We start from the raw sequence: 26,296 nt of genomic DNA, 5'->3' as shown, positions 1-26,296 counted from the left end.
GCATTCCGATCGATCAGCAAAGACAGATCACGACGCTGGGCAACCCACCCACACGCGCATAGGCCACCAGTTCCGGACGTGCGGAACCGCCTGCGATCTGTTGTCTGCGAGCACCCCGTACGGCCCCCCGTGGGTGCCGATGCCGCCTCCCTCCCAGGACGGACATCGCATGCCATTGCTGATCAACGGCCCTGACTGGCAAATACCAATTCAGTGGATTTGATTCTTATGGTCTTTAAAAGATCCTGTCAACAGTCACTGCCGAAAGTGTTTGACCGGCGGCTGCGAACGCGTCTGAGCCCTGCTTTTCAAGACCTTCGACGGTGCACAAAGGATCATTTGGGTGCGTGGCGGGCATCGTTGTCACAGGACCAGTCTCTGACCAATCCCCGGTAACCAGACCAATTCCGGTGGGTCCGGAATGTGTGGGCCGCAGCACACGCGTTGCGGGCTGGATCACAGTCCATACCGCACGCTCCCGTGTATCGGAAGCAGCACTTCTGCCTTATCGAAGCAACCCAGCAACTGGCGCAATGAGTACGCAGGGTCCTGCGCCGACAACGTTGTCAACGAATCAATGAACTGTGCCTTCGCAGCGGCCACGATGAAGACACCAGCCTCCGGGCATGCACGCTAATGGTGCAGGCGACAGATTCTCGCCGCGCCGCGCGTAACAGCAGTCCTAGCGCAATTGCCCCTGGTCGATGCGCAACAAGCTGCGCTCCGGAGTGGCGGCAAAGCCCAGCAACTGCAGGCCCACGCCCAACACTGCGTCCTGCCCCGGATCGATGCGTGACTGCAATTGCCAACGCCCATCGCGCCACACTTGCAGCTGTGCATCGGCCTGCACGCCGGCAGGCAACGGTGCATCGGGCAGCAGACTCAGCACGGCGCTGTCATCCACGCATCGCGGCTGCCCGGACAAGCGCAACGGCGGCAGACCGGGCAGCTCGCCCGCCCCGCTCGCCAGCAGTTGCAGGCCGACCCGGCCACCTGCCTGCACGCAACCGGTGGCATCGAACAGCAGATCCACCTGCTGCAGCTCCACCGCCAGATCGATCAAGGCCATGCCCGCCGGCTGGCGCAACAGCAGCTGGCCCTGCGCATCGCCGATACCGTGTTGCGCGCCATCCACCAGCAGCAGTTGCAGCTGCGGGGCCTGCAGGTGCACCTGGCGCTGTCCACGCAACAGCGGCCAGATGCGCGGCCGCACCATGACATCGCCAAAGGCGATGCCCTGCCATTGCACCTGCCGCAAGGTGCCGGCCCATACCGGACCCTCCACGTCCAGCGCCGAGAACGGCAAGCCCTCGCGTGGCAACACCAGGCGCAGGGGCAGCCATGCCAGCAGCGCAACGCCCACCATCAACAAAAAGACCAGGATCCAACGCAGGCGCGTCACGGTGCAGGCTCCGTAAACCCGCAGCGTACCCGCAGTTGGCCCTGGTCGCGCACGATGCTCAGCTGCGTCGGCGCCAGGTCATGCGCCTGGCGCAGCCGCTCCAGCCAGCCGAACAAGCTGGCGGCGCTGACCGCATCGATCTGCACGTCCACCCCGCCCGCTGCGTTGCGCTGCTGGGCGGTGATGCCGACGCCGGCTTCGCGTGCGCTGCTTGCGATGAGCTCGCTCAGTGCCGCCGTACCAGGAGCAGCGGTACGCCTGCTCGCCGATGCCTGCGCAGATGCATCGAGCACCAACTGCGCCGCAGCGGCATAGCGCGCCTGCGCCTGGGCACGCCAGTGCCGCAACGGGGTGTAGAGCGCATACCAGGCGAACGCAGCCACGGCGGCGCACATCACGCCCAGCATCAGCCGCTCGCGCGGCGCACGTGCCTGCCACCACTGCGCGCCGCGTTGCATAGGTGCAGTCATCGCAATGGCTCCAGCACGAACGACGTCCGCAGGCGATCGTCCTCGCCCTGGCTGCTGCCGGGCTGCAGTTGCCACCCCTCCCCGGCCAGACGCGTGGACAACTGTTGCAGGCTGGCGCCATCGGCGTGCAGCAGGGTGCCGCGCAGCGGCTGTGTGGCGTGGTAGTCGATCTGATCCAGTTCCGCCGCCGGCATGGCATCGACCGCCGCGAACAAGTCGCCGAGCTGCATGGCCAGGCGATCGGCCGCTGCCCCGGTATGCCGGCGTGCCTGCAGCGCGGCCGGCACCGCCGCCGCATCGCGCACGCCCAACTGCGCGGCGGCGCGCGATTGCAGCAGGCGCGCGCCGATTTCGTAGCGCAGTGTCTGTGCCAGCACCAGCACCAGCGGCGACAGCAGCACCAGCGCGGCCAGCGCCGCAAGACGGCGCGTAGTGACCGTGCGCGCAGCGGCCGGCCGCGCAGCGAACGCGTGTTGCAGCAGGTTGATCGGTGCGCGCGTGGCGCCTTGCGCAAGGCAGGCAATGGCGTGCGCGGTGTCCTGCGCTGGCGGCTGTGCCGGCGCGCGCGCCCCCAGCAGCATGCGCGCGGCCTCCGGCTCCAGGCTGCAGGCCAGGCTTGCGCCACGGATCAGCCAGCGACCGTCCCAGTCCACCACTGCCGCCGCAGCGTCCGCGGCGGGCTCCAGCAACAGGCAATCGGGCACCACCGCATCGGGGACGACGCCCAGCTGCGCTGCGCGCGCCAACCACTGCTGCATTGTTGCGCCATCCACCGCAGCGACCAGGCGCGTGCCATCGGCCTCGCTGCGATCGGCGATCACCACATGCAGGGCCGGCGTCTCCACAGCCAGATGTTCGGCCAGTTGCAGGCGCGCGGCCGCGACCGACTGCGCGATGCTGCGGCCAGGCAGGCTCAGCCAGCGCAGATGCACATCCACGCCCGGCACCACCAGCACTGTGCGTGCGGACGGTTCATACGGCGCGCTGGCCACACGCTGCGACAGTACCTGGCCATGCGCGTCCACACGCACGGCGATCGCGTGCGCGGTGGCATCGGCGGGCAGCAACAGCAAGGTGGTACTCATTCGTCGGAACTCCATTGGCGCGCCACCAGCCGCACGCGTCCGGCAGGATCCTGCTGCAGCAAGGCGTCCAGCACGACTTGCGCGCCGGCGTGGTCGACCTGGCTGTAGAGGGAGAAGTAGCGGGTGCGTAATTCGATCTGTTCCAGCACTGCATTGGAAAGCTCGGCCTGGATCAGCGCAGGCTGGCTCAGGAAGGTCCTGGCGTCGCGCCATCCTCCGGCCGGCCGCGCGGCGATGACGCGGCGCGCGGCCGGCAATTCCAGGGCGCCTTCGGTCAGCGCCACCAGCACCGGCGCATCCTGCAGACGCAACGTATTGATGTTGACCGGCGACAGCCGCGCCTCCGGCAGTGCGCACACATGCGGCCGCAACTGCGCGATCACCTGCGGCGTGTAGCCGGCGATGGCGCGCAGCTCGCTGACGCCCGCCAGCAGGGTCGCCCCGCTGCGCAACGGCACTGCCGATTGCAGGTAGCGATCGTCTTCGGCGCCCTGCGCACCGGGCTGGCTATCGCTGTCGATCCAGTCCACCAGCGCATCGGTCAGCGCCTGCGCCTGTTGCGGTGCGATGCCCAGCACCTCCAGCAAGGCGCGGTACTGCGCTGCGCCGTCGTCGCTGCGCTGCCATTGCTCGGGTGCACCGGCGACCACGCTGTTGAGATTGAAGCAGCCGCCGCGGTCGCGCAGCCGCACGCTCACTGCGCCGTCGTCCAGCGGGAAGGTCACCGGTTGATCGTTCCAGCCACCCTCCAGCGTGGTGCGCATCGGGTCGCGCCTGGCCAGTGCCTGCAGGCGTTGCCGGGCGATGGTTTCGGTGCCCAACGCATACCACTGCGCCTGCGTCATCGCCTCGCCGTTGCCGCTGCGGCGCAGGCCAAAGCGCAGATCGTCCAGCACTGCGACCATCAGCAATGTCATCACCGCCACCAGCAACAGCACCGTCAGCAGTGCGACGCCGCGTTGCTGCCTGCGTGCGTTCAAGGCCTTCATCCGCGCCCCTCCGGCAGCAGGAACAACTGGCGCACGCGGCCCCATTGCTCCAGGTCCAGCTCCAGCGAGATCGCATCCGGCAACGCGTCGAGCCCGCCGCTCCAACCATCGCTCCACTGCGCGCGATAATGGAACCCGACCACCGCCGAGCGCACCCCACGCAACACCACCTGCGGCGGACCGGCGATTGCACCGTCGAGTGCGGGGCGTGCACTGCGCTCCAGGCGTCCATCGACCACGCGGTATTCCACGTATTGCAGCGACGCGCGCGGCGCCTGATCCGGATTGCTCCAGCCGCGTCGTACAAAACCGAACAGCGGCCCCGGCACACCGGGCGGGCTGGCGACGAACGCGGTGCGTGCAGCGCCGCCCTCGCTGTCGCGCGTGCGCCGCACTGCGGCCTGCTGCAGGTCGCTGCGCAACAGGCCATGTGCAAGCTGGAACTCGCGGACCTGCTGCAAACGTGCACGCACCGCATCGCGCTGGTCGATGCTCTGGCGCATCACCACCACCGCGGCGACCGCCACCAGCGCGAACACCGCCAGGGCGACCAGCAGTTCGATCAAGGTAAAGCCCGCGCTGCCACAACTGCCCGCTGCGCTGCGAGGTGCACGCATCATTCGGCGCTCCGCAAGACGCTGAGGCTGGCGATTTCCTGCGCCTGCGCTGCGGCGCGCACCTGCACCTGGATGCGCACGATGCCGGTACTGCCGGCTGGCATCGACGTACGCCGCCAGTCCCAGCTGCGTCCGCCCAGCATTTCCTGCCCGTTCGCCGGCGCCACTGCTGCGGCGGTGGGCGCCAGCATTGCGTCGATCGCCTGATTCTCCGCAACCACCGCAGCCAGGGCGCGCTCTTCCAGCACCACCGCGGTGCGCGTGCTTTCGCCGGACAGGTTCAGCAGGCCAACCACGGCCATGCCGAAGATCGCCAGCGCGACCAACAGTTCGAGCAGCGAAAACCCGGCGCAGGCATGGGGATTACCGCAGGGGCGCATCGACCCGTACCACGCCGGCGGCGTCCACCACCACCTGCAGCTGTTGCTGGCCGTCGGCCAGCGCGATGCGTTGCGGCGTGGCCGCACCGGTGGGATCGAAGCGCACGCTCAACTGCGTCCCGCCCACCGGCAACTGCGTCTGCACGCCGGCAGGCCAGCGCATCGCGGCGAACGGTTTTTCATCCAGCGGCACCCAGCGTTGCTGCGCCTGGCGGCGGAACCTGTAGCCACCTGCATCCACGGTCACCTCGACCATGCGCAGGCTAAGGATGGCTTCGTCGCGTGCATGCAGCAAGGCACTGGCCAATGCATCGGCCTGGTCGTGCAGGTCGCGCCGCGTATCGGGCAAGGTCAGCACCACCAGCGTACTGGCCAGTGCGGTGATCACCAGGACGGCGAGCAGTTCGAGCAGGGTGAATCCGCGCGCCTGCGCTCGCGACGCACATGCCCGTGCTTGCCTTGCCATGGCCGTTTGCGCGAGCACTGTTGCGACTCAGCGCCAGTTGCCGATATCGGCATTGTCGGCGTCGCCGCCTTCGGCACCATCGGCACCGAACGAGTAGACGTCGAAGCCACCACTGCGGCCCGGACGGCGGTATTGATACGCATGGCCCCACGGATCTTCCGGCAGGCGGCGGATGTAGCCGCCCTGGCGATAGCGCTCGGGCCGGGTCAACCCGCTCGGCGCATTGAGCAAGGCCTGCAGGCCCTGTTCGGTGCTCGGGTAGCTGAGGTTGTCCAGGCGATAGGTCTCCAGCGCCTGCTCCAGCACCGCCACGTCGGCACGCGCCTTCTCGACCATGGCGCGGTCCTGGCTGGGCATCACGTTGATCATCACCACCGTGGCCAGCAGGCCGATGATGACGATGACAACCATCAACTCGACCAGGGTGAAGCCGCGCGTTCGCGCTTGCGAGGACAGCGAGCAAGGACGTTGGCGGTGATGGATAGACTGCATGAGGATCTCCAGGGATAAGCGTCCGCGCTTAACCAAGCGCGAGGGTGTTGAATTGCAGGATGGGCAGCAGGATCGACAGCACGATCACCGCCACCACCCCGCCGAGCAGCACGATGATGGCCGGCTCCAGCAGGCTCATCGCCGCGGTGGTGAACGACGCGAACTCGCGCTCCAGATAATCGGCGGCGCGCTCCAGCATCGGCGCCAGGCGCCCGCTGTTTTCGCCGCTGGAGGCCATGTACAGCAGCGTCGGTGGAAACACGCCGGCGCGCTTCATCGCCGCGGCCAGGCTGCCGCCCTCGCGGATTGCCGTGACCATGTTGTCGGTGGCCAGCCGCAAGGCGCGGTTGTCGACGGTGCGCGCGGCGATCATCAACCCTTCCATCAGCGGCAACCCGCTGTTGACCATGATCGCCAGCGTGCGCGCCATGCGTGCGGCATGCAGGTCGCGGATCAACCGGCCGAGCAAGGGCGCGCGCAGCACCGCACGGTCGGCCGCCAGGCGTACCTCCGGGCGCTTGAGCAGGCGCAGCGCTGCGATCACCGCAATGACCAGTGCCACCAGCAACGGAATGCCTGCATGCAACAGGAAGTTAGACACGCCGATCACCGCGCGCGTCAGCCATGGCAACGCGCGGCCCATCGAATCGAACTGGTCCACCACCTTGGGCACCACGAAGGTCATCAGCACGATGACCACCGCACCGGCAGTCAGGGCCAAGGCCGCCGGATACACCAACGCAGACTGCAGCTTGCTGCGCACCTGCGCCTGCCGCTCCAGCAGGTCGGCCAGGCGCTCCAGCACCTGCGGCAGCGCCCCGGCACTCTCGCCCGCGGCCACCATCGCGCGGTACAGCGGCGGAAACGCAGTGCCCTGGCGCGCCATCGCATCGGACAGGCGGAAGCCCTCGACCACCAGCCCGTGCGTCTGGCCGGTGACCCGGCGCACGCCGCGCCGCTCGGATTGCGTGCCGATGGTGCGCAGCGCTTCTTCCAGCGGCGCGGTTTCCACCAGCGTGGCAAGTTGCCGGGTGAACAGCACCAGATCCTTGCCGCTGAAACGCGCCGGACGCACGCTGCTGGCCGCCACCGCCGCCTCCACGCGTACCGGCACCCACTGCCGCTGCTCCAGTTGCGCACGCGCAGCCTGTACCGTGTCCGCGCTGATCACGCCCTGACGGCTGTGCCCATGCAGGTCGAGCACGGTGTAGTCAAACCGCGGCATGCGCATCGTCCTGCTGGCGGGTGACCCGCAGCGCTTCTTCCAGCGTGGTGAGGCCTTGCAGCACAGCCGCGCGCGCGGCATCACCCAGGCGCGCTGCGCGTGCGAAGGCCGCTGCCGCCAGGGCATCCTCGTCGGCGTTGTCGCCGATCAGGCGGCGCATCGCATCGTCCACCGCGATGGCTTCGTAGATGCCCACGCGCCCGGCATAACCGCTGTGGTGGCAGGCCGCGCAGCCCACGGCGGCGTAGATGGTTGCATCGGCAGGTGCCTGCAACATCTGCCGCGTGCTGGCATCCAGCGGGCGCGGTGCGCGGCACTGCGTGCACAGGCGACGGACCAGGCGCTGCGCCAGAATCAGCCGCAGGCTCGACGCGAGCAGGAATGGCTCGATGCCCATGTCGCGCAGCCGCGTGACTGCGCCCACCGCATCGTTGGTGTGCACGGTGGACAGCACCAGGTGGCCGGTGAGGCTGGCCTGCACGGCGATCTGCGCGGTCTCGGCATCGCGGATCTCGCCGATCATCACCACGTCCGGATCCTGGCGCAGGATCGCGCGCAAGCCGGCCGCGAAGGTCATGCCGACACGTGCGTTGACCTGGGTCTGGCCGACGCCGTCGATGGCGTATTCCACCGGGTCCTCCACCGTGAGGATGTTGCGCGAGCCATCGTTGAGCAGGCTCAGCGCCGCATACAGCGTGGTGGTCTTGCCCGAGCCGGTCGGCCCGGTCACCAGCACGATGCCGTTGGGCACCTGCAGGGCGCGCTGCACGGTGTGCATCACCGCCGGTGGCATGCCCAACTGGGCCAGCGACAAGGTGCCCTGCTCCTTGTCCAGGATGCGCAGCACCACCCGCTCGCTGCTGCGCGTCGGCAGCGTGGACACGCGCACGTCCAGCGCCTTGGCGCCCATCACCAGCGACACGCGGCCATCCTGCGGGATGCGTTTTTCGGCGATATCCAGCCGCGCCATCACCTTGACCCGCGACACCAGCAACGGCGCGATGCGTCCGGGCAAGGTGGCCGCCTCGCGCATCACCCCATCCACGCGCAGGCGCACGCGCAGCCGCGATTCGTAGGATTCCAGATGCACGTCCGAGGCGCCCAGGCGCGCGGCCTCGGCGATGATGCCGTTGATCAGGCGGATGATCGGCGCATCGTCCTGGCTGTCGAGCAGATCGGCGGTGGGGATGTCGTCGATCAACGAATCCAGGCTGCCGTGCAGGTCCAGCGCCTCGACCTGCACGCCCTGCTCCATGCCGGCATCGGCGTAGATCTCCGACACATGCCGGTCGAACACCGACGGCGCCAGCGTGCGCACCTGCAACGGCATGCCCAGCGCACGCCGCAGCTCGATCAGCGCCTGCACGTCGCCGCCTTCGCGCAGGCCGATCTGCGCGGCGCTGTCGCTGCCCAGCAGCACCACGCCGTGGCGCTTGGCAAACGCGTAGGAAATGCTGGCGCGCGCGGTGTTCATGGCATCAGCGCTGCGCGGGACGCGCGCCGGGCGCAGGCGTTTTTGCCGGTGCGGGCACGGCCGACGATGGCGCGGCCGGCAGCTGCGGCGGCTGCGCACGCAGGTAGTCGCGCACCAGCGCATCGAGCGCGGCTTCCGGGTCGCCATCGGCCAACTGGCGATCGCGCAGATAGGTGTAGCGCGGCGCGGTCATGCGCTGCGCATCGGCCGCGTCGCGGATGATGGTCGGGCGGATGAATACCATCAGATTGGTTTTGTCGCGATTGCGCGACTTGTGCCGGAACAGCGCGCCCAGGCCGGGCACATCGCCCAGCAGCGGCACCTTCTCCACGGTCTGCCGGTCGTTCTGGTCGAGCAGGCCGCCGAGCGCGACGATGGCGCCGTTTTCCACCACCACGCGGGTTTCGATCTGGCGCTTGTTGAACACCAGCTCCGACGACTGCGCGCTGACCGGCCCGGCAATCGCCGAGACTTCCTGCTTGATCGCCAGAGTGATGCCGCCGGCGGTATTGATCTGCGGGCGCACTTCCAGCTCCACGCCCACGTCCTGGCGCTGGATGGTGCGGAACGGGTTGTCGTTGGCCGCGCCCAGCACTTCACCGGTGGTGATCGGCACTTCCTGCCCGACCAGGATGCGCGCCTGCTCGTTGTCCAGGGTCATGATCGACGGGGTCGACAACAGGTTGGAGCCGGTGTCGCTCTTGACCGCATCGATGATCATGCCGAACACCGCATCGTTGCTTTGCCCGGCCAGCCCGATCAGGCCGCCGCTCAGGCCCAGCAGCGATTGCGCGGCCACATTGCGCGCCTGTTCCAGCACCGAATCGTCGTCGCCGTTGTTGCTGCGCGTGCCGGCCGCTGCCGCGGCCAATGGCACGATGCCCGGCGAGGCGCCGCTGTACTGCGTGGCAATCAACGGCACCGTGCCATTGCGCCCGGCCAACAGCAGCTGCACACCCAGACGCTTGGCGGCGGTGTCGGAGATCTCCACCACGATCGCTTCGACCAGCACCTGCTCGCGATGTACGTCCAGCTGACGGATCACATCCATCAGGGCACGCTGGGTTTCCGGGTCGGCATTGATGATCAAGGCGTTGGAGCCGGGATAGCGCACGATCACCGGGCGCTTGCCGGCAGCCGGTGTGATCACCTGCGTCTGCGCAGCGCCCGTAGCGCCGGCGGCCACATCCACCGCGTTGGAGCGCGTGTCCTGCCCGGGCTGTGCCTCGTTGCCCGGCGTCTGCCCGACCAGCTGCTGCAACACCGGCAGCAATTGCTCGGCGCTGGCGTGCTGCAGCCGCACCACGCTGACATCGCCGCGGCGTTCGGCGCGCCCGTCCAGATCCACCGCGGTGCGTACCACCCGCTGCACCAGCGCCGGGTCGCCGCGCACGATCAGCGAATTGCTGCTTTCCACCGGCAACACCGACAGCACATTGCTGCGCTCGCCCCCCTGCCCGAACAGCGAGGTCAGCGTGCGTGCCAGTTCCTGCGCAGAGCTATTACGCAAGCTCACCGTGTCGATCGCCGCGCGGTCGGTGTCGATCTGCGCGACCAGGCCGCGTACCCGGCGCAGGTTGTCGGCATAGTCGGCAATCAACAGGCTGTTGCCCTGCGGCATCGCCATGATCACGCCGCCGCGCCCGATCAAGGGCTTGAGGATCTCTGCGGCGCTGCGCGCATCCACGCGTTGCAGGGTGAACACCTGCGTGGCAAATCCCAGGTTGCCGTTGGCGGCGCTGGCCGGCTGCTGTGCAGCGGTATCGTCGGGAATGATGCGATAGGTCGACGGCCCGCTGGACACCGCGATCAAGCCATTGGCACGCAAGACCGCCAGCAGCATGCCGAGCAGATCCTGTTCCGACATCGCCTGCGCACGCGCCACGTTGACCGTGCCCTGCACGCGCGTGTCCACGATGAAGGTGATGCCGGTGGCACGCGACACATCCTGGATGAAGGCGCGCAGGTCCACATCCTGCAGGCGCACGGCCGGCGCATCGGCGGCATGCAGCGACAGCATCGGCACCGCCGGCAGGGCGAGCAACAACGTGGCCGAAAACAGCCATCTGGGGCGGGCAGCAGTCATTGCGGGCGCTTCAAGGTCATGGTGTGGGTCTGGCCGTCGCGGCGGTAGGTCAGCGTGGCCGCCTGGCCATCGCGCAGTTCGTCCTGCAGCTCGCGCAGGTGTTCGGCATCGAGCGTGCGGCCATTGAGTTGGGTGAGCACATCGCCCGGCGCCAGGCCGGCCTGGCGCAGCAGCGCACCATCGCCGCGTGGCATCACGGTGAAGCCACTGCCGTCTTCGCTTGCACGCAGGCCGGCGGTGGTGAGCAGTTGTTGCGGGTCGACGGCCGCCGCCGTGGCCGTGCCGGCCGCGGCGCCGACATTCGACGTCACCGCAGGTGCGCCGCCCGCTGCTGCGGGCGCGGCCGTTGCCGGCGATGTGGCCGCCGCAGACGCGGTGGATTCCACCAAGGCCAGACGTCGCACGCCGCTACCGGTACGCAGCAGCACGTGATCGCTCGCGATCGCCTGCACCGTCACCCCAGCCACTACGCCATCGCCGATGCGATACGCCCCCTGCCTGCCGTCGCCGCTGCTCAGGAACGCAGCCGCTTGCGCGCCACCCGCGCGTACGCCATGCAACACGATGCCGTCGCTATTCGCCTCCGCAACGCTGCGATAGAACACATCGCGGCGCAGTGCCGGCAATTCAGCCTGTGCAGGCGTGGCGACCTGAGTTGTGCCCAACGGCCCGATCGGGGCGATCACCAACCACATCACGCGCGCGCACTGCAACGCGAGCAAGGCCAGCAGCACGCAGGCCAGTGCGCTGCGGCCGCGCGCCGACATCAGGGGTTTCAAGGAGGGCAAAGCGCGCTGCAAAGCGGACATCCGTCTCAGGATTGCGGTCGGATGACAGAATGCGGCAGCAATGTGTCAGTTCGAAGAAAGTGATGACACATGCCGACACACGGTGACACGGGCCCAGATGCAAACGCCCGCCATGCGAGGCAGGGCGGGCGTTTGCGATACTGGCAGCAGGCGTCGGATCAGAAGCGCGCTGTCACACTCAGGTCATACGTCACGCCGGGCTGGTACTCGTACAGGTCCACCCGGTTGCCGCCCAGGCTCTGATATTCCTGGTACTTGGTCTTGAGCAGGTTGCGTGCGGCAAAGTTCAACGACAGCGTATTGCCCGACCATACCAGGCCCTTCTTGATCACCAGATCCAGCGAGGTGCCGGGCTTGTCGATGTAATCCGGTTGCCCCGGTCGACCACGCGCGGACACCCGCTCACCGACATAATTGGCGATCAAGGTGGCCTGGCTGTGGGTGCTCTCGCTTTCCACACCGATCTGCAGGTTGGCGATGTCATCGGACTGCCCCTGCAAGGCCGAACCATCGCGGATGAACAAGGTCGCCTGCACCGGTGCGGTGAAGCCGAACGGCTGCACGGTGTCGCCATCGCTGGCACTCACCTCCGACTTGGTGCGCGTGTAGTTGCCGGACACGAACACCCGCTTGTCGCCCCACCAGTCGGCCGCGATCGGCAGGTCCAGATATTTCTTGGCCTCCAGTTCGATGCCGTACAAGGTGGCCTCGGGCGCATTGATGAAGCTCTGCACGATGCCGCCGCCGGGTGCATCGTTGACGATGGCTTCGATCGGCTTGTCGATGCTCTTGTAGAACGCGCCGACGGTGAAATACTCGCCCGGCTCGAAGAACCACTCGTACCGCGCATCCAGGTTGACCAGCTCGCTATCGACCAGGAACGGGTTGCCGAAGAACTGGCGGTCGATATCCGGGTCCAGGTACTGCTGCGGCGCCATCTCGCGGAACTGCGGGCGCGCGATGGTCTTGGACGCACCAAAGCGCAGCTGCTGGTTCTCGGCAAAGTTCCAGGTCACCGTGGCCGATGGCAGCGCGTAGCTGTTCTCCAGCGGTGCCACGCTGTCCTGGCGCACGCCAGTGAAGATGTCGTACGGATGCACCGCCTGGGTGGCGTCTTCGTAGCGCACACCGACGGTGGCGCGCAGGGTCGGCACGATCTCACCCTCGGCCTGCAGATACGCCGCCTTGACCTTCAGGGTCGCATCGTACGCGGCCGCACCGAAGCTGCCGGTGGTCTCGCGCAGGCGCAGCAGATCGTTGCTGAGGTTGTAATCGGAGATCAGGTAATCCACACGCTGGAACTGGTTGTAGAACGGCAGCGGGCCGTCCAGCGCCAGGAAGCGGAACTCGCGGCTCCACGCGCTGCGATCGTTGTCCAGATAGGCCAGACCGCCCTTGACGGTGAAGTCGTGCTCGATCGGCAAACGCCAGGTCACATCCACCCCGCCGCTGGCCACCTTGTCGTCGACCTTGCTGAAGCGGGTGTAGTTCTGCACGCGCGAGGCATCGTGCGCCCAGTAGCCATCGAGCAACTCGTAGCGGATGCCGGTCTCGTACGGCACATCGCGGCTGGCATTGGCCACCGCTGCGCGCCATTCGATCTTGAGATCGTCGTACTCGCCGAACGCGTGCGTGCCGCGCAGCTGGTTGTTGATCAGCTGGCGCTCGTACCACTCGGTGTTGTCGTCACGCACATCGAAACCGGCCAGCTCATCGCGGCCGGCACGGCTGCGTGCCACCTTCAAGGCATCGTGCACATACAAGGTGGTCCAGCCGATGGTGTGGCGGCCGTATTCCCAGCCCAGGCCCAGCATGCCGTTGGTGCGCACGTTGTTGCGGGTGGTGGCGAAGTCGTAGTTGGAATTGAACTCGACCGTATCGCCGACAAAGATGCCGTCCTGCTGCTTGCCGGTGCGCGTGCGCCACTCGTTGTCGTAGCTGGCCACCGCGATGATGCCCAGCTTGGCCTCGCCCACGTCCATGCTGTAACCGGCACTGCCGCCGACATTGACGTCCGGGGCGATGCTGTCCTTTTCCTGCAGCACATACAGGTTGGCGTCGTTCAAGCTGCGGCCGATACGGCGGATGTCCTCGCGCGAGAAACTGCCCAGATCCACGCGCCGGCCGCTCTGGATCGCATCGCGCAACGCGGCAGGCTGCTTGCGGGTGCCATCGTCGTAGCCCCATTCGTCATCGCCGGAGCCGTAATAGGTCAGGCCTTTTTCGCCGGTGCTGACACTGTTGACGCCGCCACCCACGGTCAGCGACAGGAAGGGTTTGTCCGGCACTGCCATCGACTGCAGATCGATCACGCCACCGCCAAATTCGCCCGGATAATCGGCCGAATAGGTTTTCTGCACGGTCACGCTGGCCAGCACATCGCTTGGGAACAGATCCAGCGGCACCACGCGCTGCATCGGCTCGGGGCTGGGCAACGGCGAGCCGTTGAACAGTGCCGACGAATAACGCTCGCCCAGGCCGCGCACATACACATACTTGCCGCGCGACAGGCTCAGCCCGGTGACACGCGTCAGCGCTACCGCCGCGCTGCTGTCGCCGGTGCGCTCCATGTCCTCACGGGTGACGAACGATGCCACCTCCGAGGTCTGCAGCATCGGTTCGGGAATGTACTCGCCGCGCACCACGACCTGGTCGAGTTGCTTGGGCGCACTGGTAGCGGTGCTGCTACTGCCGCTGGCAGAGCCGGCATCGGTGGTGGTCGACTGCGCCAGCGCAGCGCCGGAAAACAGCAAGGTAGAAATGGAAAGAGACAGGCCCGTCCGCGAGAGACGGGCGACAGCGGAGGTTCGCATCGTGGGAGCCCTGGCAACTGAAAGATGAAGCTGGACGCATCACAAGGCAGCCGCGCGGGCTGCCTTGCGATGCTGTGCCTCAGCAGGGACGATCGGCGGTCAGGCCACAGGTCCAGCCCTGCCACCAGGTGTCGTTGGCATCGCGCACGCCACCGATGTAGTTCACCTGCTGGAAGAAGCTGCTCACCCCGTTCAAGCCCTGGAAGGCCGGCACGGCGCTTTCATTGGCGCCATTGACGAAGGTGTTCTGCAACGTGGACACGCCGTTGGCGACGTTGTTGGTGCCGGCCGCGAACTGGGTGGCCGCACGCGCGTCGCTGCCGAAGGCCGTCGGGCAGGCGAAGAACACCGAGTTGAAGGTCCCGAGCGTGTCGGCATCGGCCAGGTTGAAGCACACCAGGCCATCACCGCTGCCACCGGCCGGACGCGTGACGACCGAGTTGTAGAACGCGGCCTGCGTGCCCTGGTTGAGCATGATCGCCGCACCGGCGCGCGCATTGCCCACGTAGGTGAAGTTGGCCACCTTCGGGCGCGAATACGGCTGACGGCGCAGGCTGCTCCACTCGTTCATGCGGTCGCCGCCACCGGCGCGCTGCACCACGATGCCGAACTGCAGGGCGCCGTTCCAGCCGGCGTCGGTATCCAGCGAATCGTCGTCGGCGCCGGTGATCACGATGTGGCTGCCGTTGACGGTGCCACCGAACCATTCGATACCGTCGTCGGAGCTATTGTGGATCTGCACATGATCCAGGCGCGTGCCGCTGCCCACGCCGGCCAGGGTGATGCCCTGCAGCTCGTTGTTGGGCGAAATTTCGAAGCCCGAGTACATCACCCGCAGGTAGCGCATGGAGCCGCTGTTGTCGGTGGCGCTGTTGCCACCGTAGAACGCGTTGGTGCCTTCCACCTGCGCCTGGCATTCCGGCGTACCGGAGACCGTGGTGCCCGGGCAGTTGTTGATGGCCGCACGGCCCAGCACCACGATGCCACCCCACAAGCCGATGGTGTTGGCGCTAACCTGGCCCTCAAGCGCCTGGCGCGCAGTGAACACGATCGGGGCGGTGGCGCTGCCTTCGGCAAAGATCTGCGAACCGCGGTTGACCACGATGTAGTCGCTACCCGCCGAACCGAACAGGGTCACGCCCGGCTCGATGGTCAGGATGCCCTGCGTGCTGCCGGCGGCCGGTGCGATGGCGTTGCCGCCGCGGTCGGTGCCCACGTTGACGCGTCCGCTGATCGAATACGCCGTGCCCGCACGTGCCGGCACCACCAGGTTGCCGTTGATGGTGTCCGGCAGCTGGCAGGCGCGCAGCGTGTTGTTGGCGATGGTGCCGACGTTGGAGAAACCGGTCGGGCAATCGGCGGCCGGGCCGGTCGGTGCCGGAGCGGGCGTCGGTGCCGGCGTGGGCGCCGGGGTCGGTGCGGGAGCCGGCGTCGGTGCCGGCGGAAATGCGCCCTCGCCGGGCGAGGCGACACGATCGGCACCACCACCGCAGGCCGACAAGGCCAGCGCGGTACCAAAGGTCATGAGAAGTGTCTTGCTGCTATTGCGAACGGACATGCGGCTGATCTCCAGGTCAAGAAAGGTCCGGTATGAAGAGGAGTCGTCAAGAATTGGTTGCGTTCCGCTCACTGCAGTGGCGAGCACGTTCAAGATCCCCGTCACTTTTATAGGGGCTGTCTGTTTCATTTGTCTTACGACGACACAATTGACACATGCCTGCCACACATTGACATGCACTGTAGGAGGATGACTCCGCCTCCCATCCCCGCTACCCTGGGCGACTGGATCATTGCGCAGGCAATGACCGGCCAGCCGCCCGAACAAGCGCTACAGCCGCTCCTGGATCAGGGCTGGAACGAACAGGACGCCATCGATGCAGTCGAGGCCCTGCTGCGCGACCACATCCACCAGCACGCGCAGACGCATGGCCTGCCGGTGCCGGTGCGCGTGCCGGCAGTGCTGCAGGACAACGATGCCTCGTTGCTGGACCTGGGCGATCGCCAGGTGCGCGTGCTGGTCAGCCTGTTGCTGCCGCGCGTGGTGGTGCTGGGCGATTTCCTGTCCGATGCCGAATGCGAGGCATTGATCGCACTGGCGCAGCCACGTCTGGCGCGTTCGCGCACGGTGGACAACGACAACGGCGCGCAGATCGTGCATGCCGCACGCACCAGCCACAGCATGTGCCTGCAGCTGGGGCAGGATGCGCTGTGCCAACGCATCGAAGCACGCATCGCCCGCCTGCTCGACTGGCCCGTGGACCACGGCGAAGGACTGCAGGTGTTGCGCTATGCCACCGGCGCCGAGTATCAACCGCACTACGATTACTTCGACCCCGCGGCCGCCGGCACGCCGGTGTTGCTGCAGGCCGGCGGCCAACGCGTCGCGTCGCTGGTGATGTATCTCAACACGCCGGAACGCGGCGGCGCCACGCGCTTTCCCGATGCGCACCTGGACGTTGCCGCCGTCAAAGGCAATGCGGTGTTCTTCAGCTACGATCGCCCGCATCCAATGACACGCAGCCTGCATGCCGGCGCACCGGTCCTGGCCGGCGAAAAGTGGGTGGCGACCAAGTGGTTGCGCGAACGCGCGGTACGCATGCCTGGCTAACGCTCCGCAGAACACCGGCACCAGCGGCCGGCACGTACCGACGCGACCAGCCCCCCCCCCCTGCCGCCTGCCACCCAAGCCTGTTGCGCCGGGCCAGCCACGCCTGGTCACCGGAGCTGCTGCCGGCCTCCAATCCTGCTGACCGCAGCCACCGCTGAGCGCGGTGCGAAGCGCGCTGGCTGCCGCGATCCAGCCCCCGGCAGCGCACGCGCACCGCGAGCACCCTGCAGCTGGGATCGAAGATTTATCATTTATGTTATAATATTGCAAAAGATGCCATATTCGGTTTCCCACTTCGTATTGGTGCTGTCCGATCCATGAAGATCCACATTCTCGCGGCGGCCGTCGGCGCCGTTCTGCTGCTCCCTGAGGCACGCGCACAGTCGTCCGATTCGGCGCTGACGCTCGGCAAGGTCGATGTCCACCAGCATGGCGAAGGCCAACTCACCGCGCATCAGGTACTGACCTCGGTGGACGTGCTGGGGGCCGATCAGATCGAGGACAAGAACGTGTCCTATAGCTGGGAGCTGCTCGGGCAGATGCCCGGCATCCAGCTCACCGAAACCCGGCAAGGCGCCGAATCGGGCAAGGTCAGCTTTCGCGCCTTCAACGGCGAGGGTTACCTCAATGCGATCAAGACGCTGATCGACGGCATCCCCAGCAACGTCAACAGTGGCAACCAGCGCTTCATCGACATGCTGTTCCCGCTGGAAATCAATTACATCGAAGTGGTGCGCGGCACCAATGATCCGCGCTACGGCCTGCACAATATCGGCGGCAACATCAATTTCGGCACGCGCCAGGGCGGCAGTTACACCGACGCGCGCCTGACCTACGGCAGCTTCAACACCCGCGATGCGCAGCTGGCCGTGGGGCGCGAACGCGACGGGTTTGCGCAGAACTATTTCGTCGGCGTGCAGGCCTCCGATGGCTACCGCGACCACGACACCTCCAGCAAGTATTCGTTGGGCGGCAAATGGTTCTACGGCAACCTCGACGACGGCATGCGCATCGGCCTGACCGCACGCGTCTATCACAACCACGCCGACGAACCCGGCTTCATGACCGCAGCGGAAATGCAGGCAGACCGTCGCAGTTCGGACCTGCGCAACCGCAACGACGGCGACGACCGCGACATGCGCCAGTTCGGCGTCCATCTGGATCTAAAGCTGGCAGACGGGCTGTTTTTCGGCACCAAGCTTTACTCCAACCGCTATCACGACGACCGCCGGGTGACCTTCAGCGACCTGCCCACCGGCAATGCGCCACGCCAGCGCCGCATCTGGGACGAGACCCAGGTCGGCATGCTCAACACGCTGACCTGGCGCAGCAGCGACACGCTCACCCTGGAAGGCGGCATCAACTACGAGCATCAGGACAACGCCTACCGACGCGAGCGCTTCAGCTACGCCGAGCCCACTAATTTCAATGCCACGCCGGCACGCATCCAGAACGACGACCGCCATACCTTCGACAACTGGGGCGCCTACGTGCAGGCGATCTATCAGCCGACCGAGGCGCTGAAGATCGTGCCGGCCTACCGTGTGGACCGCTTCGACGGCGACACCCAACTGCCCGGCGGCGTTCGCGCGCCGCTGCAGCGCTACGGCACCATCGAGCAGCCCAAACTGAGCCTGGTCTACGCCTTCACCCCGACCACCAACGTCTATGCCAACTGGGGCCGCAGCTTCCAGGTGCTGACCGGGTCCACGGCGCCGGCTTACCTCACCGCCGGGCAGGCGGACGTCCGCCCGTCCACCAATACCGGCGTGGAGCTGGGCATGAAATTCAGCCCGTTCCAGGGCGGCCAGGCGCGCATTGCGGTGTGGCAACAGGATGCGGCCAACGAAGTCTCCAACATGCCCGCCACCGGCACCACCGTCACCCTGGGCAAGACACGCAGGCGTGGGGTGGATGCGCAGATCAATGCGCAGCTGGGCGACAGGTGGACGCTATGGGCATCGCACGCGTACCAGGAGGCAAAGATCGAACGCGACGACCGCGATGCCAGCGTGTCGCTGGTCGGCCGCGAAGTGGCCGCAACGCCGCGTTACATCAGCAACGTCGGTGTCGAGTACCGCCCGACCGCTGCGCTGCGCTTGGGAATGCAGGGCCGCGCGCAAGGCGACTACTACCTGGAGGAGCGCAACCTGGCCGGCAAATACGGCGGCTTCGCCACCCTGGATCTCACCGCCAGATACACCATCAATCCCGCCTGGAGCGTGGATCTGCAGGTCCGCAATGCCACCGGCCGCGAGTATGCCTACGTGTGGTACGACAGCTTCTTCTGGACGCAGGCGCAGCCGATGTTTTCGCCAGCGGCAGGGCGCCAGCTCTATCTTGGCCTGAACATGAAGCTGTAACCCGCGCATCCACAGGCTGCGATCGACGTCTCATCCGATGATGTACGCGTGGCTGCTACCCGATGCAGCCATGCGCCGGATCCGGGACTCCACACACTGCAGGCAGCTGCCACGACATCCCGCTACCCGCTGCCGATGCGTCAATGCGCCATCGCAAGTACACCGCTCGATAACGGCAGTGCCTGGCGCACACGCGCATTCGTACACGCATGCGCGCACGCAACTCAACCCCGCGCGAACAGGCGCTGGTCGATCCGCAACATCACAAGACACAACGGCGTCCACGCCAGGCACAGGCCTGCAGCAATGCCCAGCGTGTCGGCCAGCGCATCGTATGGGTCGGCGCTTCGGTTGGTGGTCAGTGCGCCTTGCGCGATCTCGATGCCAACGCCTAAAGCCACCAGACCGATGGCCGCACCAACCTGCGCGCGGCGCGTGGCAAACAACTGCACCGCGCCCCAGCACAACAGCGCGAAGGTCAAAAAGTGCTCGGCCTTGTCGCTGTTATCCGGCAGCTCCGGAATCTCCGGCGGCGGCCCCAGGCAGACCGCGATCACCACCACGATCGCAGCGATCCACAACCCCACCCACAACCGCGGCCGATGAAACGGGCGCAGCGTCTGCGTCACAGCCGCCACGTGAGATCGCCCGCCAGAAATGCCGGCGCAAAATCGACGTCGCGCGCAAAACCCATCACCTGGAAGCGCTCGCCCATTTCGCTGGGCAAGGTCAGCCGCTTGATCTGCTCGCGCAGCCGCATGCGCCCTACTTCGTCGGTGCGCGTGTCGGCCTGCGCCAACAACGCATCCAGGCCATTGCCGAGCAGAAAACTCGCCTGCGTGCAGTAACCGGCCAACTCGAAACCGGCTCCGGTGCCGGCCTCGGCCAACGCGGTGAAGTCCACCGACGCAGTCAGATCCTGCAGGCCCGGCCAGCGATACAAATCCTCATGCATACGATGGCGATAGAACGCGCGCAGGGTGCCGTCTTCGCGCTGCGCACGATAGAACTCGCCACGCGGGTAACCGTAGTCGACGAACAACATCGCGCCGCGCTTCAGACCGCCAGCCACCGCCTGGATCCAGTAGGGCAACTGCGGCAGCAGCTCGGAGCGATAACCATCGGCGAAGGGCTGCTCCAGATAACGTTCGAGATGCCGCACTGCCGCGCCCAGCAAGGCATCGGCCGGCTGCTCGCCGCGCGCGAATTGCTGCTGCGCATCCAGCACCACGGTTTCTTCATAGACCTCGCCGTCGCGCAGCGTGAAGCGCGGCGTGGGCAATGCGTCGATCACTTCGTTGGCGAACAGCACCCCGTCCCAATCGTCCGGGAACGGCCCGTCCAGCCACTCCACCAGATCGAACACCGGCGGGATCAGGCTGCGTCCCAACCGCTCGCGCTGACGCTCGCGCAGGTCGGCACTGGGCTCCAGGATCGCGTAACGCTCCGGCAGCGCATCCAGCTCAAGCAGACGCTTGAGCGTGACTTCGGCAAATGCACCGCTGCCGCCGCCCACTTCCAGCACGCGCGCCTGCGGCCCGAGCTGCTGCAGCACCGGTGCCAGCGCCCCGGACACGGTAGCCGCGAACAACGGCCCCAGCTCCGGTGCGGTGACGAAATCGCCAGCCTCGCCGAACTTGCTGGAGCCGGCGCTGTAATAGCCCAGACCCGGCGCGTACAACGCCAGCTCCATGAAACGCGAGAACGGAATCGCACCACCGGCGGCGGCGATCTCGGCGCGCAGATGCGCGGCCAGCCGGTCGCTATGCGCCAGGGCGTCCGGATCGGGAGTAGGAAGGTCGGCGTGCATGCGGGCACCGGTTGCGGGGACAATGCACAGGATAGCCGAGCCCTTTGCAACGCCGAGCGAGTACGCCATGACAGACAGTTCCAAGGTGGTGTTGATCACCGGTGCAGGTCGCCGGATCGGCGCGCAGATCGCCACCACACTGCATGCGGCCGGCTACCGCGTCGCCCTGCATGCGCACCGCTCCGGCGAGGCGCTCGGCGCGCGTGTAGCGGAGCTGTACGCCCTGCGCGCCGGTAGTGCACAGGCCTTGCACGCGGATCTGCGCCTGCCGGAGGCACCGGCGCAGCTGGTCGCCGACTGCATCGCCGCGTTCGGCCGCCTGGATGGCGTGGTCAACAATGCCTCCGCGTTCTACCCCACCGCGCTCGGCGCAGCGACAGCCGCGCAATGGGACGAGTTGTTCGCAGTCAATGCACGCGCACCGTTCTTCATCGCCCAGGCTGCCGCCGCGCAGCTGCGCCAGCATCGCGGTGCCATCGTCAACATCACCGACCTGCACGCGCAGCAGCCGATGCGCAATCACCCGCTGTACGGCGCGTCCAAGAGTGCGCTGGAAATGCTGACCCGCTCGCTCGCGCTGGAGCTGGCACCGGAGGTACGCGTCAACGCGGTCGCGCCCGGCGCGATCCTGTGGCCGGAGCAAGGCAAATCCGCAGCGGCCAGGCAGGCGCTGCTCGCACGCACGCCGCTGGCCCGCATCGGCACGCCGGAGGAAATCGCCGAGGCGGTGCGCTGGCTGCTGGACGACGCCGGCTTCGTCACCGGCCACACCCTGCATGTGGACGGTGGCCGCCAGCTCAGTTGAGCTGCAACGGCGCTAGCGCGCCACGTCCAGCGCCGGGGCCGCATCCAGCGCCACCGTCGTGAACGCGATGCCGTGCTGCGGATGCGCCTGCCACAGCGCGGCCAGGGTCTGCCCGCTCAGCGGGTCGACAAAGTCGGGTGCGATATCGGCCAGCGGCTTCAATACGAAGGCATGCTTGAGCTCGGGCCGCGGGATGCGCAGATGACCGGGGCCTTCGATGATGCAATCGCCGAAGAACACCACATCCACGTCCAGGGTGCGGTCGCTGAAACGCGGGCCGCTGCGATCGCGGCCGTGCGCATCTTCCAGCGCATGCAGCCAATGATCCAGCGCAGCCAGCTCCATGTCCGTGTCCAGCGCCACGGCGTTGTTGACGAAGTCCGGCCCGTCGAAGCCCACCGCCGGCGTGCGGTACGCCGGCGAGACGGCAAGCTGGCCGAAGCGTGCGCGCAAGGCGTCGACGGCCAGGCGCAGGTAGTGGGTCGGCTGGACGTTGCTGCCGAGGCTGAGAAGCACGGTGGTCATGCGTTATTCGCGCATGCGGCCAGCGTGGGCGTCAACTGTTGCAATCGTGCCGCATCTGAGCCTGCGCGCCAGACCCTGGCCTCAGGCCGCTTCCAGCGCATGCGCCACCGCGCGGAACACCCGGCGCATTTCCAGCGGTTTGCGCAGCACATGCACCGGGATGTCCGGCGGAAAATGCGAACGTTGCAGCGGCGCGCCGACATCCTCGAGCACGATCGCCGGGCCGTGGTAGCCCAGCTCCTGCATGCTCAACAACACGCTCACCGCCGAGAGCTGGATGATGTCGCTGTCGATGATCACCAGGTCCGGCATCGCGTGCTGCTGCACCAGTTGCAGCGCCGCCGCGCCATCGGTGGCCAGCTGCGGTTGATAGCCCTGGCTGGACAAGGCATTGCCCAGCAGCGACAGACGCGTGGCCTCGCCATCCACCAGCAGGATGCGCTGCCCATGCCCCAACGCCAGCGGCGGCTCGGTGTCGGCAATCGTCACTGCGGCCGCACGCATCGGCACGATCATGTCGAACCGCGTGCCCTCGCCCAGGCGGCTGTCGACCACGATGCTGCCGCCGTAGCTTTCGACGATGCGCTTGCAGGAAATCAGCCCCAGGCCGGTGCCATCGGCCTTGGTGGTGAAGAACGGACTGAACAGGCGTGCGCGGGTGTCCTCGCTCATGCCCACGCCGGTGTCGGCCACGCTCATGCGCACGCGCGTGCCGTCGTGGCGATCGGCCGACAGGGTCAGTATCCCGCCGCCCGGCATCGCCTGGATCGCATTCAGGCCCAGGTTGAGCAGGCATTGCTGCAACTCGGTGTAGTTGGCCTCGATGGTCAGATCCAGCGGGATCGTGTCCATCTGCAGGCGCACGCCGTCGGGCAGGCTGCTCTTGAGCAACATCTGCACCGCCTGGAACAGGCTGGCGATCGACACCTGCTCGCGCGGCTTGTTGGAGCCACGCACGAACGAGAGCATCGACTCGGCCATCTCGTGCCCGCGCCGGCCGCACTCGGCCACCACGTTGGCCAGCTGGCGCAGCTGCGGATCGTCGGTGCGTCCGGCCAGCAGGTCGGGCACGATCAGCAACGGCTGCAGGATGTTGCGCAGGTCGTGGCTCAACCCGGCCGCCAGCATTGCCAGGCTTTCCAGCCGCTGCGCGCGCATCAGCTCGCTCTCCACGCGCTGGCGTTCCAGGTCGGCGCGCGCCTCGCGGATCGCGCGGATCACCGCGCTCGGCAGACGGGTCGGGTTGTGCTTGATGATGTAGTCGTTGGCGCCGTCCTGCAGCGCCTTGACCGCGGTCTCCTCGCCCATGGTGCCGGAGACGAAAATGAAGGGCGTGGCGCCGCTCTGGCGCACCAGGCGCAGCGCCTGATGGCCGGAAAAACCGGGCATGCTCAGGTCCGACAGCACGATGTCCGGCTGGAATTCATCCAGTGCGGCACGCAACGACGGCTCGCTGTCCACCCGCTCGAACGCCGCATCCAGCCCAGCATCGAGCAGCTGATCGGACAACAGCTCGGCGTCTTCCGGTGAATCTTCCACCAGAAGGATCTTCAGCTGCTCCAGTTTGCCCCCCTCTTGCAGCATGGGTCAGTCCAGCTCCGGTGCCTGATTGATGACCGCCCAGAAGGTGCCGAGCGTCTTGACTGCGTTGAAGAACTGATCCACGTCCACCGGCTTGACCACGTAGGCATTCACGCCCAGGTCCCAGCTGCGGGCAAGATCGCTCTCCTCGCGCGAGGACGACAGGATCACCACCGGCAGGCGCTTGAGCGACTCCTCGCTGCGGATCTGCTTGAGCACTTCCAGCCCGTCCAGGCGCGGCATCTTGATGTCCAGCAGCAACACCGCCGGCAAGCCTTCCTCGCGATCGGCGAAGATGCCCCGACGCAACAGATAGTCCATGGTCTCCACGCCGTCCTCGACGTGCACGATGGGATTGGCCAGGCGGGCCTCGCGCAGCGCGTCGACGGCCATTTCCGCATCGGCCGGGCTGTCTTCTGCCAGAAGAATGGTACGGATGGCGGTCATACATTGAACTCTTGGTTGGGCGCTTCAAGCGCAGGAGGAAGCACAAAATAGAACGTGGCGCCTTCGTCGACCGCGCCTTCGGCCCAGACCCGGCCGCCGTGACGCGTCAGCACACGCCGCACGCTGGCCAGGCCGATACCGGTCCCGGGATATTCGCTGGCCTTGTGCAGGCGCTGGAACACGCCGAACAACTTGGCGCTGTATTCCATGTCGAAGCCGGCGCCATTGTCGCGCACGCTGAACTGGTGGCCGCCGTCGGCCATCGGCGTATAGGTGACCTCGATCCTGGCCACCTCGCGCTTGGTACTGTATTTCACCGCGTTGCCGAGCAGGTTCATCCACAGCTGGCGCATCATGTTCTCGTCGGCCACCAGCACCGGCAACGGCGCGATATGCCAGTCCACACGGTGGCCGGTGTTCTCGCTCTGCACGTTGGAATCCAGGATCGCGCGGGTTTCCGACACCAGCGACTGCATGTCCACCGCCTGCAACCGCAGCGCGCTGCGGCCCAGGCGCGAGTACACCAGCAGATCGTCGATCAATGACGCCATGCGCCGCGCCGAGCTGCTGATCACTTCCATGTAGTGACGCGATTTCTCGTCCGCCGCATCGCCCAGGTGGCGCGCCAGCTTGTCGGAGAATCCGGCCACATGGCGCAGCGGCGCGCGCAGATCGTGCGAGACCGAATAACTGAAGGCTTCCAGCTCGCGATTGACCTCCGACACCTGCTCCACCTTGCCTTCCATCTGCCGGTTGAGCTCCTGGATGCGCAGCTGCGAGGCCTTCTGCAGGCTGATGTCGCTGACCGTCATCAGCACCACGTCTTCGTCGCTGGTGTCCGGCAGCGGCATGCGCCGCGCGTTGATCAGCATGGTGCGCTGCACGCCATCGGCGGCGCGCTGCTCGTGTTCGTAGTCCCACAACTCGCGGCCGCGCAGCAACACGTCGGCCAGCCGCTGATGGATCTGCGCATCGCGCCAGACGCCATCGCCCACGTCCTCCAGCGGCATCGATTCGTTGCCGCGCTCGTCCAGCCCGTACAACTCGGCAAACGCCGGGTTGTGCAGCAGGATGCGCTGGCCGGAATCCAGCAGCACGATCGGCTCGCGCACGGTCTGCAGCACCGACGACGCGCGGCCGTTGGCGCGCAGGTATTCCTGCTCGGCGGCCAGGCGGCGACGGATCTGCCGCTGCAGCAACCAGGTCACCGTGCCCAGCAGCAGCAACTGCACCACCAGCGTGCCCCAGCTCAACACCGCGTAATGCGTGCGTTCGGTGTCGGCGCGCGCACTGCGCAACTCCAGCAGCTTGCCCTCGGCGTCCTGCAACTCGTCGATCAGCACGCGGATCGGGTTGTTCAGGGTCATGTCGTTGATCAGCAGACGGATCTGCTCCGGCGCGGTGGTCACCGCAATCCGCTCGGCCAGCAACAGGCGCCGCTCGATGGTGCTCTGGATGCGCCCCATCCGCACCTGCTGTGCGGGGTTGTCCTTGGTCAGCACGATCAGCCGCTGCACTGCCGCCAGCGACTCGCGCCGGCCGCGCCGCATGCGCTCCAGCAGGGCCGGGCGCTGCACGCCATGCGAGCGCATCAAGGCTGCAGATTCGGTATCGCGCATCGCCGCTTCCAGGCGCTGGGCGGTCTCCTGCACCTCCTGGCTATGCGACACCCACACCGCGGCCTGGTTGGCGTTGTGCGCCATCTGCTGCAGCAGCAGCGACGGCACCACCACAATCAGAAACACGGCAACCGCCAGTAATGGCAGGCGCCAGCGATCCCATCTGTCTTCTTGGACCGTTGTCTGCATTGCTAGGTCTGTATCCGCTCGCTGCCAAGGCCCCGAAGGCA

General features: G+C 66.9%; 23 protein-coding genes. 3 read left to right on the top strand and 20 right to left on the bottom strand.

Annotation, left to right across the window (positions count from 1 at the left end; genetic code table 11):
- Positions 1-682: 682 nt before the first annotated feature.
- The 14 genes from gspN to AC06DU_RS03615 all read right to left on the bottom strand — a co-directional run bounded on the left by gspN (position 683) and on the right by AC06DU_RS03615 (position 15,866).
- Positions 683-1,366 (bottom strand): type II secretion system protein N, encoded by a 684-nt coding sequence (gspN, locus tag AC06DU_RS03680; protein WP_102255680.1) that lies wholly within the window; start codon positions 1,364-1,366, stop codon positions 683-685.
- 32 nt (positions 1,367-1,398) lie between these two features.
- Positions 1,399-1,872 (bottom strand): type II secretion system protein GspM, encoded by a 474-nt coding sequence (gspM, locus tag AC06DU_RS03675; protein ID WP_478203596.1) that lies wholly within the window; start codon positions 1,870-1,872, stop codon positions 1,399-1,401.
- A complete protein-coding gene (gspL, locus tag AC06DU_RS03670; RefSeq protein WP_478203594.1) occupies positions 1,869-2,957 on the bottom strand; it encodes a type II secretion system protein GspL in 1,089 nt (362 codons plus the stop codon). The genes gspM and gspL overlap by 4 nt, the downstream gene beginning before the upstream one ends.
- On the bottom strand, positions 2,954-3,946 hold the full coding sequence (gene gspK / locus AC06DU_RS03665) for a type II secretion system minor pseudopilin GspK (protein WP_166771704.1): 993 nt from the start codon (positions 3,944-3,946) through the stop codon (positions 2,954-2,956). Before gspK ends, gspL begins: the two co-directional genes overlap by 4 nt.
- Entirely contained in the window at positions 3,943-4,566 is a 624-nt protein-coding gene (gene gspJ / locus AC06DU_RS03660) for a type II secretion system minor pseudopilin GspJ (protein WP_228911839.1), read from the bottom strand. Before gspJ ends, gspK begins: the two co-directional genes overlap by 4 nt.
- A complete protein-coding gene (gspI, locus tag AC06DU_RS03655) occupies positions 4,563-4,943 on the bottom strand; it encodes a type II secretion system minor pseudopilin GspI (RefSeq protein WP_478203593.1) in 381 nt (126 codons plus the stop codon). The genes gspJ and gspI overlap by 4 nt, the downstream gene beginning before the upstream one ends.
- Positions 4,927-5,409, bottom strand: a complete 483-nt coding sequence (locus AC06DU_RS03650) for a GspH/FimT family pseudopilin (RefSeq protein WP_104553695.1) — start codon at positions 5,407-5,409, stop codon at positions 4,927-4,929. Before AC06DU_RS03650 ends, gspI begins: the two co-directional genes overlap by 17 nt.
- A gap of 27 nt (positions 5,410-5,436) precedes the next feature.
- Positions 5,437-5,901, bottom strand: a complete 465-nt coding sequence (gspG, locus tag AC06DU_RS03645; RefSeq protein ID WP_016900868.1) for a type II secretion system major pseudopilin GspG — start codon at positions 5,899-5,901, stop codon at positions 5,437-5,439.
- Positions 5,902-5,929: 28 nt separating this feature from the next.
- A complete protein-coding gene (gene gspF / locus AC06DU_RS03640) occupies positions 5,930-7,126 on the bottom strand; it encodes a type II secretion system inner membrane protein GspF (RefSeq protein WP_039531584.1) in 1,197 nt (398 codons plus the stop codon).
- The gene (gspE, locus tag AC06DU_RS03635) at positions 7,113-8,600 is read right to left on the bottom strand and encodes a type II secretion system ATPase GspE (RefSeq protein WP_478203591.1); all 1,488 of its coding nucleotides are present in this window, start codon (positions 8,598-8,600) and stop codon (positions 7,113-7,115) included. The genes gspF and gspE overlap by 14 nt, the downstream gene beginning before the upstream one ends.
- A 4-nt stretch (positions 8,601-8,604) precedes the next feature.
- Positions 8,605-10,686 carry a type II secretion system secretin GspD gene (gene gspD / locus AC06DU_RS03630; protein WP_478203589.1) on the bottom strand — a complete coding sequence of 694 codons (2,082 nt, stop codon included), beginning with the start codon at positions 10,684-10,686 and terminating at the stop codon, positions 8,605-8,607.
- Positions 10,683-11,495: a type II secretion system protein N gene (locus AC06DU_RS03625; protein ID WP_046345640.1), complete on the bottom strand. Its 813-nt coding sequence runs from the start codon at positions 11,493-11,495 to the stop codon at positions 10,683-10,685. Before AC06DU_RS03625 ends, gspD begins: the two co-directional genes overlap by 4 nt.
- 158 nt (positions 11,496-11,653) lie before the next feature.
- On the bottom strand, positions 11,654-14,308 hold the full coding sequence (locus AC06DU_RS03620) for a TonB-dependent receptor domain-containing protein (RefSeq protein WP_104569087.1): 2,655 nt from the start codon (positions 14,306-14,308) through the stop codon (positions 11,654-11,656).
- A gap of 79 nt (positions 14,309-14,387) precedes the next feature.
- On the bottom strand, positions 14,388-15,866 hold the full coding sequence (locus tag AC06DU_RS03615; protein WP_024939662.1) for a hypothetical protein: 1,479 nt from the start codon (positions 15,864-15,866) through the stop codon (positions 14,388-14,390).
- A gap of 189 nt (positions 15,867-16,055) precedes the next feature.
- On the opposite strand from AC06DU_RS03615, the gene AC06DU_RS03610 reads away from it, so the two are divergent.
- Both AC06DU_RS03610 and AC06DU_RS03605 read left to right on the top strand, forming a co-directional pair.
- Positions 16,056-16,916, top strand: coding sequence for a 2OG-Fe(II) oxygenase (locus AC06DU_RS03610; RefSeq protein ID WP_478203587.1), 861 nt, complete (start codon positions 16,056-16,058; stop codon positions 16,914-16,916).
- Between the two features lie 317 nt (positions 16,917-17,233).
- Positions 17,234-19,279 (top strand): TonB-dependent receptor, encoded by a 2,046-nt coding sequence (locus AC06DU_RS03605; RefSeq protein ID WP_478203585.1) that lies wholly within the window; start codon positions 17,234-17,236, stop codon positions 19,277-19,279.
- A 224-nt stretch (positions 19,280-19,503) separates the two neighbouring features.
- Here the strand turns inward: AC06DU_RS03605 and AC06DU_RS03600 are convergent, their stop codons facing one another.
- Entirely contained in the window at positions 19,504-19,872 is a 369-nt protein-coding gene (locus AC06DU_RS03600) for a VanZ family protein (RefSeq protein WP_208412966.1), read from the bottom strand.
- A 32-nt stretch (positions 19,873-19,904) separates the two neighbouring features.
- Positions 19,905-21,158: a class I SAM-dependent methyltransferase gene (locus AC06DU_RS03595; RefSeq protein WP_024939666.1), complete on the bottom strand. Its 1,254-nt coding sequence runs from the start codon at positions 21,156-21,158 to the stop codon at positions 19,905-19,907.
- Here AC06DU_RS03595 and AC06DU_RS03590 point away from each other — a divergent pair.
- Positions 21,157-21,894, top strand: a complete 738-nt coding sequence (locus tag AC06DU_RS03590) for a pteridine reductase (RefSeq protein ID WP_478203583.1) — start codon at positions 21,157-21,159, stop codon at positions 21,892-21,894. The two genes, AC06DU_RS03595 and AC06DU_RS03590, sit on opposite strands and share 2 nt — an antisense overlap.
- A 12-nt stretch (positions 21,895-21,906) precedes the next feature.
- On the opposite strand, the gene folK is transcribed toward AC06DU_RS03590, so the two are convergent.
- The 4 genes from folK to AC06DU_RS03570 all read right to left on the bottom strand — a co-directional run bounded on the left by folK (position 21,907) and on the right by AC06DU_RS03570 (position 26,255).
- The gene (gene folK, locus AC06DU_RS03585; protein ID WP_184432155.1) at positions 21,907-22,419 is read right to left on the bottom strand and encodes a 2-amino-4-hydroxy-6-hydroxymethyldihydropteridine diphosphokinase; all 513 of its coding nucleotides are present in this window, start codon (positions 22,417-22,419) and stop codon (positions 21,907-21,909) included.
- Between the two features lie 81 nt (positions 22,420-22,500).
- Positions 22,501-24,003, bottom strand: coding sequence for a two-component system sensor histidine kinase NtrB (locus AC06DU_RS03580; RefSeq protein WP_478203581.1), 1,503 nt, complete (start codon positions 24,001-24,003; stop codon positions 22,501-22,503).
- 3 nt (positions 24,004-24,006) lie between these two features.
- Positions 24,007-24,447: a response regulator gene (locus AC06DU_RS03575; protein WP_016900854.1), complete on the bottom strand. Its 441-nt coding sequence runs from the start codon at positions 24,445-24,447 to the stop codon at positions 24,007-24,009.
- Positions 24,444-26,255, bottom strand: a complete 1,812-nt coding sequence (locus AC06DU_RS03570; RefSeq protein ID WP_024939669.1) for a sensor histidine kinase — start codon at positions 26,253-26,255, stop codon at positions 24,444-24,446. The genes AC06DU_RS03575 and AC06DU_RS03570 overlap by 4 nt, the downstream gene beginning before the upstream one ends.
- Positions 26,256-26,296: the final 41 nt, after the last annotated feature.

The sequence above is a fragment of the Xanthomonas sp. NCPPB 3200 genome (assembly GCF_056393585.1).
This window is presented reverse-complemented; position numbering and strand designations above follow the sequence as displayed.

Coding starts and splice junctions, on each gene's coding strand:
- AC06DU_RS03575 (WP_016900854.1), bottom strand. CDS start 24,447: ATGACCGCCATCCGTACCATTCTTCTGGCAGAAGACAGCCCGGCCGAT.
- AC06DU_RS03570 (WP_024939669.1), bottom strand. CDS start 26,255: ATGCAGACAACGGTCCAAGAAGACAGATGGGATCGCTGGCGCCTGCCA.
- gspD (WP_478203589.1), bottom strand. CDS start 10,686: ATGACTGCTGCCCGCCCCAGATGGCTGTTTTCGGCCACGTTGTTGCTC.
- AC06DU_RS03650 (WP_104553695.1), bottom strand. CDS start 5,409: ATGGCAAGGCAAGCACGGGCATGTGCGTCGCGAGCGCAGGCGCGCGGA.
- AC06DU_RS03580 (WP_478203581.1), bottom strand. CDS start 24,003: ATGCTGCAAGAGGGGGGCAAACTGGAGCAGCTGAAGATCCTTCTGGTG.
- AC06DU_RS03625 (WP_046345640.1), bottom strand. CDS start 11,495: ATGTCCGCTTTGCAGCGCGCTTTGCCCTCCTTGAAACCCCTGATGTCG.
- gspM (WP_478203596.1), bottom strand. CDS start 1,872: ATGACTGCACCTATGCAACGCGGCGCGCAGTGGTGGCAGGCACGTGCG.
- folK (WP_184432155.1), bottom strand. CDS start 22,419: ATGACCACCGTGCTTCTCAGCCTCGGCAGCAACGTCCAGCCGACCCAC.
- AC06DU_RS03590 (WP_478203583.1), top strand. CDS start 21,157: ATGACAGACAGTTCCAAGGTGGTGTTGATCACCGGTGCAGGTCGCCGG.
- gspF (WP_039531584.1), bottom strand. CDS start 7,126: ATGCCGCGGTTTGACTACACCGTGCTCGACCTGCATGGGCACAGCCGT.
- gspJ (WP_228911839.1), bottom strand. CDS start 4,566: ATGATGCGTGCACCTCGCAGCGCAGCGGGCAGTTGTGGCAGCGCGGGC.
- AC06DU_RS03620 (WP_104569087.1), bottom strand. CDS start 14,308: ATGCGAACCTCCGCTGTCGCCCGTCTCTCGCGGACGGGCCTGTCTCTT.
- AC06DU_RS03610 (WP_478203587.1), top strand. CDS start 16,056: ATGACTCCGCCTCCCATCCCCGCTACCCTGGGCGACTGGATCATTGCG.
- gspI (WP_478203593.1), bottom strand. CDS start 4,943: ATGCGCCCCTGCGGTAATCCCCATGCCTGCGCCGGGTTTTCGCTGCTC.
- gspL (WP_478203594.1), bottom strand. CDS start 2,957: ATGAGTACCACCTTGCTGTTGCTGCCCGCCGATGCCACCGCGCACGCG.
- AC06DU_RS03595 (WP_024939666.1), bottom strand. CDS start 21,158: ATGGCGTACTCGCTCGGCGTTGCAAAGGGCTCGGCTATCCTGTGCATT.
- gspK (WP_166771704.1), bottom strand. CDS start 3,946: ATGAAGGCCTTGAACGCACGCAGGCAGCAACGCGGCGTCGCACTGCTG.
- gspE (WP_478203591.1), bottom strand. CDS start 8,600: ATGAACACCGCGCGCGCCAGCATTTCCTACGCGTTTGCCAAGCGCCAC.
- AC06DU_RS03605 (WP_478203585.1), top strand. CDS start 17,234: ATGAAGATCCACATTCTCGCGGCGGCCGTCGGCGCCGTTCTGCTGCTC.
- gspN (WP_102255680.1), bottom strand. CDS start 1,366: ATGGTGGGCGTTGCGCTGCTGGCATGGCTGCCCCTGCGCCTGGTGTTG.
- gspG (WP_016900868.1), bottom strand. CDS start 5,901: ATGCAGTCTATCCATCACCGCCAACGTCCTTGCTCGCTGTCCTCGCAA.
- AC06DU_RS03615 (WP_024939662.1), bottom strand. CDS start 15,866: ATGTCCGTTCGCAATAGCAGCAAGACACTTCTCATGACCTTTGGTACC.